Origin of the sequence: Streptomyces hokutonensis, assembly GCF_042751305.1 — a bacterium.
In the GTDB taxonomy this organism is placed as follows: Bacteria; Actinomycetota; Actinomycetes; order Streptomycetales; family Streptomycetaceae; genus Streptomyces; species Streptomyces hokutonensis_A.
In genome coordinates this window covers 1-12,603 of the sequence record NZ_JBHYWD010000007.1, presented here as the reverse complement: position 1 = coordinate 12,603, position 12,603 = coordinate 1, and the positions used below count along the sequence as shown (strand labels likewise).

General features: G+C 68.9%; 12 protein-coding genes. 9 read left to right on the top strand and 3 right to left on the bottom strand.

The genetic code is table 11. The features are described 5' to 3' along the window. The first annotated feature begins 3 nt into the window (after nucleotides 1–3). On the top strand, nucleotides 4–1,515 hold the full coding sequence (gene eccD, locus ACFXC1_RS19775) for a type VII secretion integral membrane protein EccD (protein WP_381244349.1): 1,512 nt from the start codon (nucleotides 4–6) through the stop codon (nucleotides 1,513–1,515). Nucleotides 1,516–1,576: 61 nt separating this feature from the next. On the opposite strand, the gene ACFXC1_RS19770 is transcribed toward eccD, so the two are convergent. Continuing rightward, complete coding sequence (locus tag ACFXC1_RS19770; RefSeq protein WP_093629502.1) at nucleotides 1,577–1,858, bottom strand: DUF397 domain-containing protein; 282 nt, start codon at nucleotides 1,856–1,858, stop codon at nucleotides 1,577–1,579. A 284-nt stretch (nucleotides 1,859–2,142) separates the two neighbouring features. On the opposite strand from ACFXC1_RS19770, the gene rpsO reads away from it, so the two are divergent. The 5 genes from rpsO (at nucleotide 2,143) to ACFXC1_RS19745 (ending at nucleotide 7,634) form a co-directional block, all read left to right on the top strand. Further along, the gene (gene rpsO / locus ACFXC1_RS19765) at nucleotides 2,143–2,430 is read left to right on the top strand and encodes a 30S ribosomal protein S15 (RefSeq protein WP_019075416.1); all 288 of its coding nucleotides are present in this window, start codon (nucleotides 2,143–2,145) and stop codon (nucleotides 2,428–2,430) included. A gap of 364 nt (nucleotides 2,431–2,794) precedes the next feature. Continuing rightward, nucleotides 2,795–5,017, top strand: coding sequence for a polyribonucleotide nucleotidyltransferase (locus tag ACFXC1_RS19760; RefSeq protein WP_381244346.1), 2,223 nt, complete (start codon nucleotides 2,795–2,797; stop codon nucleotides 5,015–5,017). Beyond that, nucleotides 5,014–6,393 carry a M16 family metallopeptidase gene (locus ACFXC1_RS19755; RefSeq protein ID WP_381244344.1) on the top strand — a complete coding sequence of 460 codons (1,380 nt, stop codon included), beginning with the start codon at nucleotides 5,014–5,016 and terminating at the stop codon, nucleotides 6,391–6,393. Before ACFXC1_RS19760 ends, ACFXC1_RS19755 begins: the two co-directional genes overlap by 4 nt. A 25-nt stretch (nucleotides 6,394–6,418) precedes the next feature. Further along, nucleotides 6,419–7,171, top strand: coding sequence for a 4-hydroxy-tetrahydrodipicolinate reductase (gene dapB / locus ACFXC1_RS19750; protein ID WP_381244342.1), 753 nt, complete (start codon nucleotides 6,419–6,421; stop codon nucleotides 7,169–7,171). Between the two features lie 10 nt (nucleotides 7,172–7,181). Further along, the gene (locus tag ACFXC1_RS19745; protein WP_381244341.1) at nucleotides 7,182–7,634 is read left to right on the top strand and encodes a tetratricopeptide repeat protein; all 453 of its coding nucleotides are present in this window, start codon (nucleotides 7,182–7,184) and stop codon (nucleotides 7,632–7,634) included. Between the two features lie 78 nt (nucleotides 7,635–7,712). On the opposite strand, the gene ACFXC1_RS19740 is transcribed toward ACFXC1_RS19745, so the two are convergent. Further along, a complete protein-coding gene (locus ACFXC1_RS19740; protein ID WP_381244339.1) occupies nucleotides 7,713–8,267 on the bottom strand; it encodes a hypothetical protein in 555 nt (184 codons plus the stop codon). A gap of 122 nt (nucleotides 8,268–8,389) precedes the next feature. Next, nucleotides 8,390–8,629: a hypothetical protein gene (locus tag ACFXC1_RS19735; RefSeq protein ID WP_362973145.1), complete on the bottom strand. Its 240-nt coding sequence runs from the start codon at nucleotides 8,627–8,629 to the stop codon at nucleotides 8,390–8,392. A gap of 212 nt (nucleotides 8,630–8,841) precedes the next feature. Between ACFXC1_RS19735 and thyX the strand changes: the two genes are divergently transcribed. The 3 genes from thyX (at nucleotide 8,842) to ACFXC1_RS19720 (ending at nucleotide 12,507) form a co-directional block, all read left to right on the top strand. Next, a complete protein-coding gene (gene thyX / locus ACFXC1_RS19730; protein WP_381244337.1) occupies nucleotides 8,842–9,582 on the top strand; it encodes an FAD-dependent thymidylate synthase in 741 nt (246 codons plus the stop codon). Between the two features lie 211 nt (nucleotides 9,583–9,793). Next, a complete protein-coding gene (gene dapA / locus ACFXC1_RS19725) occupies nucleotides 9,794–10,693 on the top strand; it encodes a 4-hydroxy-tetrahydrodipicolinate synthase (RefSeq protein ID WP_381244335.1) in 900 nt (299 codons plus the stop codon). A 128-nt stretch (nucleotides 10,694–10,821) separates the two neighbouring features. Next, nucleotides 10,822–12,507 carry a ribonuclease J gene (locus tag ACFXC1_RS19720; RefSeq protein WP_381244333.1) on the top strand — a complete coding sequence of 562 codons (1,686 nt, stop codon included), beginning with the start codon at nucleotides 10,822–10,824 and terminating at the stop codon, nucleotides 12,505–12,507. Nucleotides 12,508–12,603 lie beyond the last annotated feature (96 nt).

Here is a 12,603-nt window from a genome sequence, read left to right as displayed (position 1 = left end):
CAGGTGAGCATCACGGCCTCCGCGCCGGCCGGCGCGACCGGCGGAACGGGCACCGGAGCCTCATCCGGGGCGGGCACGGGCTTCGGCTTCTGCCGGGTCACCATCGTGGCGCCCGACAGCCGGATCGACGTGGCCCTGCCGGACGACGTACCGGTCGCCGACCTCTACCCCGAGATCCTGCGGCTGTCCCAGCAGAGCCTCGCCGAGGGCGCCCCCGTCGGCTACCACCTCGTACGCCGCGACGGCACCGTCCTCGACGGCGCCCGCTCCTTCGCCGCACAGCGCATCCTCGATGGCGAACTGCTCACCCTGCGCCCCTTCGCCGACTCGCTGCCGCCCGCCGTCTACGACGACGTCTCCGAGGCGGTCGCCGCCGCCGTCACCCGTGACCGTGCCCTGTGGAACGGCGAGTTGACGCGCGCCGCCGGTCTCGTCGCGGGCGGCATCCTGCCCGCGCTGCTCGCGTTCGTGGCCTGGAGCTCCCAGATCCACCACGACATGAACGGCCTCCAGGGCATCGTCGCCGGCCTCGCCGGCATCCTCCTCGTCACCATCGCCTGCGTACGCGCGCGCGTGTACGACGACCGGGGCTCGGCGGTCGCCCTGGGCCTGGGCGCGCTCCCGAACATCGCCGTGGCGGGCTCCGGGCTGCTCCCCTTCTCCGAAGGAGAAGGCATTGGACGGCTTCAGTTCCTGCTGGCCTGCGCCGCCGTCCTCGTCGCGGCCGTCGTCCTCACCCTGGTGTCACCCGGAGGAGACGGCCCCTTCGTGGCCTTCGTCTTCGCCTCCGCCATCGGCCTGTTGACGACGTTCACCGCGATGCTCGCCCACCTGAAGCCCATCGAGACGGCCGCGATCTGCGCCCCCCTCTCCGTGTGCGCGCTCGCCTTCCTGCCGGGCCTGTCCATGCGCTTCGCCCGCCTCCCCATCGGCTTCGAACCGCCCAACCCCACCCGCGGCTACGGCGACGGCGAACCCGTGGCCCAGGAGCCCGTCGACGCCGAACGCATCGCCGCCCGCGCCCGGCGCGGCCACGAACTCCTCGTCGGCCTGGTCGGCGGCTGTGCCCTCGTGTCCGTGGGCGCCTCGATCGTCCTCGGCTTCTCCAGCAACGTGTGGGCACAGCTCCTCGCCCTCGCCACCGGCATCGCGATGCTGATGCGCGCCCACCTGTTCCGCTACACCGCCCAGGTCGGCGCCACCCTCGCCGCGGGCCTGGCCGCCCTCGTCTTCCTTGGCCTCGGCCTCGCCCTGAACCCGCCGCACGCGTACGTGCGGGACGCGTTCCTCGGCGACCCGAACTCCCTCGACATCCGCAGCGTCTGGCTCGCGGCGGCCGTGGCCGCGTCCACCGCGCTGGTCGCCGCGGTCGGCCTGATCACCCCGAAGCGCGGAGTCACCCCCTTCTGGGGCCGCTTCCTGGAGATCGCCGAGAGCTTCGTCCTGCTCACCCTGATCCCGCTCTCCCTGGCCGTCTTCGACGTGTACGCGAAGGCACGGGCGATGACCAGCTAGGAGCCGTAGGCATGGAAAAGGGGCGGCACGCGTGTGTGCCGCCCCTTTTCCGCGTCTACGACTACTGCTGCTCCTCCGGAGCCGGCTCCAGATCGAACTCGCCGTCCCGGGCGCCCAGCACGAAGGCCGTCCACTCCGCCTCCGTGTAGCGCAGTACGGTGTCCGGGTCGAGCGACGAGCGCATGGCCACCGCGCCGTCGGGCAGGTCGGCGATCTCGACGCGCTCCTCGTGCTCCTCCGTGCCCGGCGCGCTGCGCCACTCGACGCCCGAGATGTCGAGGGCGTACAGCTCGTCCCGCTCCCGCTCCTTGCGTGCCTTGATCTCCTGCTCCGTCTCCGCCATGGCGAAGCGACCCCTTCCCGACGAACCGACGTGATCCACGATCCACATGTGGATATGCGGATCACCCTAGTGGCCGTATCCGCCCCGGTCAGGGCCCTTCACAGAGCTGGACCGAGGTGTCCCCCCAGGCTGGTACGCTGTGTAGCGGCCGTTTGTGTACGCACCCCTGGAGCTCACGCTCCCGAGGCAGCGCCCAGCGGATCCCGCCTCCCGAGTTACGGAAGCTCCCCTGAGAAGTGGACCAGGGGCACTCGGTGGCACATCAAAGACTACGAGGAGTACGCGTGTCGCTCGACGCCGCTACGAAGAAGCAGCTCATCACCGAGTTCGGCCAGAAGGAGGGCGACACCGGCTCCCCCGAGGTCCAGGTCGCCATGCTCTCGCGCCGCATCTCGGACCTGACCGAGCACCTCAAGACCCACAAGCACGACCACCACTCCCGTCGTGGTCTGCTGATCCTGGTCGGTCAGCGCCGCCGGCTGCTGCAGTACCTGGCCAAGAAGGACATCCAGCGCTTCCGTGCGCTGGTCGACCGCCTTGGCATCCGCCGCGGTGCGGCGGGCGCCAAGTAAGACGCCGTGAAGGGGAGCGGTTCCCGAAACGATCGGGAGTCGCTCCCTTTGCCGTATGTACGGATTGCCCGTACGTGCGGAAACGTGCGGAGTGTCACTGCCGCTTTGTAGTGTGGTAGCACAACGCAATACGCACGACACAGCACGACAACGCACGACAGCTCGACAACGTACGAACAACGTACGAAACGAACGAGGAGAAGCGCGCCTCGCAGCCGCCGGTCCTCGGTAGTGGCCCCCGGGCAAGACACCCCGGGTGCTTCGATCGAAGACCGGCCCGCACCAGACAGCGCTTCTCCGCCACCGTCCCCCCGCCACACGGGCGGGGAGGGACGAAAGACGACAAGTAACGGAGAAAACGCTAGTGGAGAACGAGACCCACTACGCCGAGGCCGTCATTGACAACGGCTCCTTCGGCACCCGCACCATCCGCTTCGAGACGGGCCGCCTGGCCAAGCAGGCCGCCGGCTCCGCCGTGGCGTACCTGGACGACGACACCATGGTGCTGTCGGCCACCACCGCCTCCAAGAACCCCAAGGACCAGCTCGACTTCTTCCCCCTCACGGTGGACGTCGAGGAGCGGATGTACGCCGCCGGCAAGATCCCCGGCAGCTTCTTCCGCCGTGAGGGCCGTCCCTCCGAGGACGCCATCCTCACCTGCCGCCTGATCGACCGCCCGCTGCGCCCGTCCTTCAAGAAGGGCCTGCGCAACGAGATCCAGGTCGTCGCCACGATCATGGCGCTCAACCCCGACCACCTGTACGACGTCGTCGCGATCAACGCGGCCTCCGCGTCCACGCAGCTGGCGGGTCTGCCCTTCTCCGGCCCGGTCGGCGGCGTCCGCGTCGCGCTGATCAACGGCCAGTGGGTCGCGTTCCCGACGCACACCGAGCTCGAGGACGCCGTCTTCGACATGGTCGTCGCCGGTCGCGTCCTGGAGGACGGCGACGTCGCGATCATGATGGTCGAGGCCGAGGCCACCGAGAAGACCATCCAGCTGGTCGCGGGCGGCGCCGAGGCGCCGACCGAGGAGGTCGTCGCCTCCGGTCTGGACGCCGCGAAGCCCTTCATCAAGGTGCTCTGCCGTGCGCAGGCCGACCTCGCCGCCAAGGCCGCCAAGCCGACCGGCGAGTTCCCGATCTTCCTCGACTACCAGGACGACGTCCTGGAGGCCCTCACCGCCGCCGTCCGCCCGGAGCTCGCCTCCGCGCTGACCATCGCCGGCAAGCAGGACCGCGAGGCCGAGCTCGACCGCGTCAAGGGTCTCGCCGCCGAGAAGCTCCTCCCGGAGTTCGAGGGCCGCGAGAAGGAGATCTCCGCCGCGTACCGCTCGCTGACCAAGTCCCTGGTCCGTGAGCGCGTCATCAAGGAGAAGAAGCGCATCGACGGCCGCGGTGTCACCGACATCCGCACCCTGGCCGCCGAGGTCGAGGCCATCCCGCGCGTGCACGGTTCCGCGCTGTTCGAGCGTGGCGAGACCCAGATCCTGGGCGTCACCACCCTCAACATGCTCCGCATGGAGCAGCAGCTGGACACCCTCTCCCCGGTGACCCGCAAGCGCTACATGCACAACTACAACTTCCCGCCGTACTCCGTCGGCGAGACCGGCCGCGTCGGCTCCCCCAAGCGCCGCGAGATCGGCCACGGAGCGCTCGCCGAGCGCGCCCTGGTCCCGGTCCTGCCGACGCGCGAGGAGTTCCCCTACGCGATCCGTCAGGTCTCCGAGGCCCTCGGGTCGAACGGCTCGACGTCCATGGGCTCGGTCTGCGCCTCCACCATGTCGCTGCTGAACGCCGGTGTGCCCCTCAAGGCCCCCGTCGCCGGTATCGCCATGGGCCTGATCTCCCAGGAGATCAACGGCGAGACGCACTACGTCGCCCTCACCGACATCCTCGGTGCGGAGGACGCCTTCGGCGACATGGACTTCAAGGTCGCCGGCACCAAGGAGTTCGTCACCGCCCTCCAGCTCGACACCAAGCTGGACGGCATCCCCGCCTCCGTCCTGGCCGCCGCCCTCAAGCAGGCCCGTGACGCCCGCCTCCACATCCTCGACGTGATGATGGAAGCGATCGACACGCCGGACGAGATGTCCCCGAACGCCCCGCGGATCATCACCGTCAAGATCCCCGTGGACAAGATCGGCGAGGTCATCGGCCCGAAGGGCAAGATGATCAACCAGATCCAGGAGGACACCGGCGCCGAGATCACGATCGAGGACGACGGCACCATCTACATCGGTGCCCAGGTCGGCTCGCAGGCCGAGGCCGCCCGCGCCACGATCAACGGCATCGCCAACCCGACCATGCCGGAGGTCGGCGAGCGCTACCTGGGTACGGTCGTCAAGACCACCACCTTCGGTGCGTTCGTGTCGCTGCTCCCGGGCAAGGACGGTCTGCTGCACATCTCGCAGATCCGCAAGCTCGCCGGTGGCAAGCGCGTGGAGAACGTCGAGGACGTCGTCGGCGTGGGCCAGAAGGTCCAGGTCGAGATCGCCGAGATCGACTCCCGCGGCAAGCTCTCCCTGATCCCCGTCATCGAGGGTGAAGAGAACACCGAGGACGACAAGAAGGACGACGGCGACAAGTGACGTCGACCAGTACCACGACGACGGCCCGCACCTCCTCGGAGGCGCGGGCCGTCGCCCGTACCCAAACCCTCATCCAGGGCACCAACGGCATCGGCACGGTCCGCAAGACCACCCTCCCGGGCGGCCTGCGCATCGTCACCGAGACGCTGCCCTCGGTCCGCTCCGCCACCTTCGGCATCTGGGCACACGTGGGCTCCCGCGACGAGACGCCGTCGCTGAACGGCGCCACTCACTACCTGGAGCACCTCCTCTTCAAGGGCACGCACAAGCGCAGCGCGCTGGACATCTCCTCCGCGATCGACGCGGTCGGCGGCGAGATGAACGCGTTCACGGCGAAGGAGTACACGTGCTACTACGCGCGCGTGCTCGACACCGACCTGCCGCTCGCCATCGACGTGGTCTGCGACATGCTGACGGGCTCCCTGATCCGCGAGGAGGACGTCAACGTAGAGCGCGGCGCCATCCTCGAAGAGATCGCCATGACGGAGGACGACCCGGGCGACTGCGTGCACGACCTGTTCGCGCGCACGATGTTCGGCGACAACCCCCTCGGCCGCCCGGTCCTCGGCACGGTCGACACCGTCAACGCCCTCACCGCGGACCGCATCCGCCGCTTCTACAAGAAGCACTACGACCCGACCCACCTCGTGGTCGCCGCGGCCGGCAACATCGACCACGACAAGGTCGTACGGCAGGTCCGCGCGGCCTTCGAGAAGGCCGGCGCCTTCAAGAACGCGGAGGCAGCGCCCATCGCCCCGCGCGACGGCCGCCGCGCCCTGCGCACCGCGGGCCGCGTCGAGCTGATCGGCCGCAAGACGGAGCAGGCGCACGTCGTCCTCGGCATGCCGGGCCTGGCCCGCACCGACGAGCGCCGCTGGGCCCTGGGGGTCCTCAACACGGCCCTCGGCGGCGGCATGTCGTCCCGCCTCTTCCAGGAGGTCCGGGAGAAGCGCGGCCTGGCCTACAGCGTGTACTCGTACACGTCCGGCTTCGCCGACTGCGGCCTCTTCGGCGTCTACGCCGGCTGCCGGCCCTCGCAGGTCCACGACGTGCTGAAGATCTGCCGCGACGAACTCGACCAGGTCGCCGAACACGGCCTGTCCGACGACGAGATCGGCCGCGCCGTCGGCCAGCTCCAGGGCTCCACCGTCCTCGGCCTCGAAGACACGGGCGCGCTGATGAACCGCATCGGCAAGAGCGAGCTCTGCTGGGGCGAGCAGATGTCCGTCGACGACCTGCTGGCCAGGATCGCGTCGGTCACCCCGGACGAGGTCCGCGAGGTCGCCCGCGAGATCCTGGGACGGCGCCCCTCGCTGGCGGTCATCGGCCCGCTCAAGGACAAGCAGGCGGCCCGACTGAACGACGCCGTCGCCTAACACCCGTCGTAAGGAAGCAAGAACGATGAGCAAGCTGCGCGTGGCGGTCCTCGGTGCCAAGGGCCGGATCGGCGCCGAGGCGGTACGAGCCGTCGAGGCCGCCGAGGACATGGAACTGGTGGCCGCCCTGGGCCGGGGTGACGCACTGGAGACACTCACGGAGTCCGGCGCCCAGGTCGCGGTCGAACTGACCACGCCGGCCTCGGTGATGGACAACCTCGACTACTGCGTGGGCCACGGCATCCACGCGGTCGTCGGCACGACGGGCTGGACCGACGAACGCCTCGCGCAGCTCACCGGCTGGTTGGCGAAGTCCCCGGAGACGGGCGTCCTCATCGCGCCCAACTTCTCCATCGGGGCCGTACTGACCATGAAGTTCGCGCAGATCGCCGCGCCCTACTTCGAGTCGGTCGAGGTGATCGAACTGCACCACCCGAAGAAGGTCGACGCCCCGAGCGGTACGGCCACGCGCACGGCCCAGCTCATCGCCGAGGCGCGCGTGAAGGCGGGCACGGCCGCGGCGCCGGACGCCACGGAGACGGCTTTGGACGGAGCGCGGGGCGCGAACGTCGACGGCATCCCGGTGCACTCCGTCCGCCTGCGCGGCCTGCTGGCCCACCAGGAGGTCCTGCTGGGCGGCGAGGGCGAGACGTTGACCGTCCGCCACGATTCGCTCCACCACAGCAGCTTCATGCCGGGCATCCTGCTCGGCGCCCGCCGCGTGGTGACCACCCCGGGCCTCACCTTCGGCCTGGAACACTTCCTGGACCTGGGCTGAGGCTCACGACATGCGCGCCAAACTCAGCTACGCCGTCACGGCCGCCGTCCTGGTCTTCTACTTCGTCCTGGTCGGCAGCCGCGGCGTCATGCTCATACAGTCGGGCACGGTCATCACCGTCACCTTCGGGATCGCGGTCCTGATCCTGCCGGTGATCGGCGTGTGGTTCCTCTGGAAGAACACCCAGTTCGTCCGCAACGCCAACCGCCTCGCCGCCCTCCTCGAAGCCGAAGGCGGCCTCCCCGTCGACGAGTTGAGGCGCACGCCCGGCGGCCGTATCGACCGCGACTCCGCCGACGAGGTCTTCGCCAGGCGCAAGGCCGAGACGGAGGCGGCTCCCGACGACTGGCGCAGCTGGTTCCGCCTCGCCGTCGCCTACCACGACGCCCGCGACACCCCGCGCGCCCGCAAGGCGATGCAACGCGCGATCGCCCTGCACGCCGGCCGCCCCGTCCAGGCCTGAACTCCCGTACGCCTGTACGTCGAAGGGGCCGACCCGCACTCGCTGCGGACCGGCCCCTTCGACGTTGCTCTTGGCCGGTCAGCTCCGCCGGTACTCGTCGGACCACACCTCGACCGAGTCCGCGGCCCGGTCGAAGGCGGAGGCACGCGCCAGGAAGTCGATGTCGTGCGTGGTCAGCAGCGCGGCCACGTCCTCGGGAGCACGGTCCTTCCGTACGAGGAGCAGCGCCTGTCCCTGCACCGTGCGCGGCAGCCCGAGCCAGCGCACCGGCTGCTGCACCGTGCGTACGGCGGCGACCCGGTTCCACCGCACCGTGAGGGTGTAGAAGAACCGCACCCGGCGCAGCCCGCGCGCACTCACCCACACGCCCATGCGCAGCAGCCGCAGGGCGCAGAGGATGACGGCCAACGCGATACCGAGGATCACTCCGGCCTCGGACCGCGAGCCGGTCAACGCGATGATGACGGCGGCGAACAGCACGTACGACGCGAGCAGCAGTACGAGCGCCGATACCGCCACCCGCCACGGTCCGGGCCGGTAGGGGCGCCGCCAGCGGTCGCGGTCGTCGAACGGCAGCGCGAGCTCGTCCGCGGCCTCGAATGCGCGGTCGGCCGTAAGGAAGGGCAGGGGCACGGCTGGTGTCCTCACTGAATCCATGCGTGGGCTGTGCCCGGTGAGGCTATCCGGCCGAGTTTCCGCTCACCACCATTGGGGGTCCGGATGAGTCATGGTCAGCTGTACGGCTGCGCGCCAGGTCAGCGATTGTCGGCGGCCTGCGACTGCTGGTTCTGTGTCGAGAGGTTGTGCTGGGACAGCGCCGGCATACCGAGGACCACGGAGCCCACGATGCCGGCGATGATGGTGAGCCCCAGAAGCCAACGCCCGGCTATCTGACCGGCGGACGCGCGCTCACGGGGCGGCGGGGTGACGTTGCTGCGGAAGCGGTCGGTCTCGGCGATGAAGGCGAACGGGACGGGTTCGCGCCGACGGAGCATCGGTGGTGCATCTCCCCTCAAAGATCGGTCGGGATCGAACGGGTGGATCTCACCAAGACAGACGAGCGAACGTCCCAAAAGGTGCCCCGTTTCGCCGAATTCGCAGAAGTTCGCCAACGAATGTCGCGGCACGGCACCGAACGCCCCGATGTCAGTGCCGGGCCGTAGAGTGGGCGCCGCCCGAGAGACGTGATGGAAGGACCCTCCGAGCCGTGACCGACACTCCCGCCGACGACCTCAAGCCCAGTTTCCGCAGCGATGTCACCGTCGAGCTGGTCAAGCACACCGCGTCCGACGCGGACGTGCTCTTCGCCGCCCGCGTCTCGACGATCGGCGAACAGTCCCTGGAGGAGATGGGCAAGGACCCCGAGCGCTCCAAGGGCCTGATCAACTACCTGATGCGCGACCGGCACGGCAGCCCCTTCGAGCACAACTCGATGACCTTCTTCATCAGCGCCCCGATCTTCGTCTTCCGCGAGTTCATGCGACACAGGGTCGGCTGGTCGTACAACGAGGAATCGGGAAGGTACAGGGAGCTCCAGCCCGTCTTCTACGTCCCCGGCGAGTCCCGCAAGCTGGTCCAGGAGGGCCGCCCGGGCAAGTACGTCTTCGTGGAGGGCACCCAGGCCCAGCAGGAGCTGGTCGGCCGCACCATGGAGGACTCGTACCGGCAGTCGTACGAGGCGTACCAGGAGATGCTCGCCGCCGGAGTGGCCCGCGAAGTCGCCCGCGCCGTGCTCCCCGTAGGCCTCTTCTCCTCGATGTACGCCACGTGCAACGCCCGCTCGCTGATGCACTTCCTCGGCCTGCGCACGCAGCACGAGCTGGCGAAGGTGCCGTCCTTCCCGCAGCGGGAGATCGAGATGGTCGGCGAGAAGATGGAGGAGCAGTGGGCCAAGCTCATGCCGCTCACCTACTCCGCCTTCAACGCCAACGGTCGTGTCGCGCCGTAGCGCACCTCTGTTTGCCGTGCGGGCACACATGTGCGGATCAGTCGCGCGAAGTGTCCGTATTGCGGCATTTGGAGAAGTTCATCTAGCCTGATCAAACGGACCCGGCACTGCTTGAACCCCCGAGCAGGCAGTGCCGGGCTCCATATTTGTCACGACTTGTCGCCTGCCCCGAGGGCAGACCCCGCATTGAGCAGCGAGTAGCGTGTTACCCATGGCTCCGACCTCCACTCCGCAGACCCCCTTCGGGCGGGTCCTCACCGCCATGGTCACGCCCTTCACGGCGGACGGCGCGCTCGACCTCGACGGCGCGCAGCGGCTTGCTTCCCACCTGGTGGACGCAGGCAACGACGGCCTGGTCATCAACGGCACCACCGGTGAGTCCCCGACCACCGGCGACGCGGAGAAAGCGGATCTCGTACGAGCCGTACTGGAGGCGGTCGGCGACCGCGCCCACGTCATCGCGGGCGTCGGCACGAACGACACCCACCACAGCGTCGAACTCGCCCGCACGGCCGAACGCACCGGCGCACACGGCCTGCTCGTCGTCACGCCGTACTACAACAAGCCCCCGCAAGAGGGCCTGTACCGCCACTTCACGACGGTTGCCGACGCCACCGAACTGCCGGTCATGCTCTATGACATCCCCGGCCGCAGCGGCGTCCCGATCGGCACCGAGACCCTGGTCAGACTCGCCGAGCACCCCAGGATCGTCGCCAACAAGGACGCCAAGGGCGACCTGGGTCGTGCCAGCTGGGCCATCGCCCGGACCGGCCTGGCCTGGTACTCCGGCGACGACATGCTGAACCTGCCGTTGCTCTCCGTGGGCGCGGTCGGCTTCGTCTCGGTCGTCGGCCATGTGGTCACACCCGAACTGCGCACCCTGGTGGAGGCGTACGTCTCCGGTGACGTCCAGAAGGCCACCGAGATCCACCAGAAGCTGCTCCCCGTCTACACCGGCATGTTCCGCACCCAGGGCGTCATGACCACCAAGGCCGCGCTCACCCTCCAGGGACTGCCCGCCGGACCGCTGCGCTCACCCATGGTCGAGTGCTCGTCCGAGGAGATCGCCCAGCTCAAGATCGATCTTGCCGCCGGCGGGGTACAGCTCTGACAACAGACTTCACAACTCAATACGCAGGGCTTCGGCGCCTGCACCCCACATCCAATAACTGCATTTGCACGAACGTCATGCGCGCCACGTGCCTACCGGTACGTGGCGCGCATGGGTAGGAGAGTCTTTTGAGCCATCCGCATCCTGAACTCGCCCCTCCGTCGAAGCTCCCCGAAGGCGGCCTGAGGGTCACCCCACTCGGCGGCCTCGGGGAAATCGGCCGAAACATGACGGTCTTCGAATACGGCGGCCGTCTGCTGATCGTCGACTGCGGCGTGCTCTTCCCCGAGGAGGAGCAGCCCGGAATCGACCTGATCCTGCCGGACTTCACGTCCATCAGGGACCGTCTCGACGACATCGACGGCATCGTCCTCACGCACGGCCACGAGGACCACATCGGCGGAGTCCCGTACCTCCTTCGCGAGAAGGCGGACATCCCGCTGATCGGCTCCAAGCTGACCCTCGCCCTCATCGAGGCGAAGCTCCAGGAGCACCGCATCCGCCCGTACACGCTCGAGGTCGCCGAAGGACACCGCGAGCGCATCGGCCCGTTCGACTGCGAGTTCGTCGCGGTCAACCACTCGATCCCGGACGCCCTCGCGGTCGCCATCCGCACCCCCGCTGGCATGGTCGTCCACACCGGCGACTTCAAGATGGACCAGCTGCCGCTGGACGGTCGACTGACAGATCTACACGCGTTCGCACGGCTGAGCGAGGAGGGCATCGACCTCCTCCTCGCCGACTCCACGAACGCCGAGGTCCCGGGATTCGTCCCGCCGGAGCGGGACATCTCCAACGTCCTGCGCCAGGTCTTCGCGGGCGCCCGCAAGCGCATCATCGTGGCGAGCTTCGCCAGCCACGTGCACCGCATCCAGCAGATCCTGGACACGGCCCACGAGTACGGCCGCCGGGTCGCCTTCGTCGGCCGCTCAATGGTCCGGAACATGGGCATCGCGCGTGACCTCGGCTACCTCAAGGTCCCGCCGGGTCTGGTCGTGGACGTCAAGACGCTCGACGACCTCCCGGACAGCGAGATCGTCCTCGTCTGCACGGGCTCGCAGGGCGAACCGATGGCCGCGCTGTCCCGCATGGCCAACCGCGACCACCAGATCCGCATCGTCGCGGGCGACACGGTGATCCTGGCGTCGTCGCTCATCCCGGGCAACGAGAACGCCGTCTACCGCGTGATCAACGGCCTCACCCGCTGGGGCGCCAACGTCGTCCACAAGGGCAACGCCAAGGTCCACGTCTCCGGACACGCCTCGGCCGGCGAGCTGCTGTACTTCTACAACATCTGCAAGCCGAAGAACCTGATGCCGGTCCACGGAGAATGGCGCCACCTAAGGGCCAACGCCGAGCTGGGCGCCCTGACCGGCGTCCCGCACGACCGCATCGTCATCGCCGAGGACGGCGTGGTCGTCGACCTCATCGAGGGCAAGGCCAAGATCTCGGGCAAGGTCCAGGCCGGTTACGTGTACGTCGACGGCCTCTCGGTCGGCGACGTCGGCGAACCCGCGCTGAAGGACCGCAGGATCCTGGGCGACGAGGGCATCATCTCGGTCTTCGTCGTCGTGGACTCGTCCACCGGCAAGATCACGGGTGGCCCGCACATCCAGGCCCGCGGCTCCGGCATCGACGACTCCGCCTTCGTGGACGTGGTCCCAAGGATCACGGAGGTCCTGGAACGCTCGGCCCAGGACGGCGTGGTCGAGCCCCACCAACTGCAGCAACTGGTCCGCCGCACGCTGGGCAAGTGGGTCTCGGACAACTACCGACGCAGGCCGATGATCCTCCCGGTCGTGGTGGAGGTCTGACCGTCGTACGACCCCCTCGTACGCGTGAACCTGGAGCGGGGGGGGGCGGGCCGGTGCGGGTGGGGCGGGGACAAGGGGGGACGCTGAGAACAAACG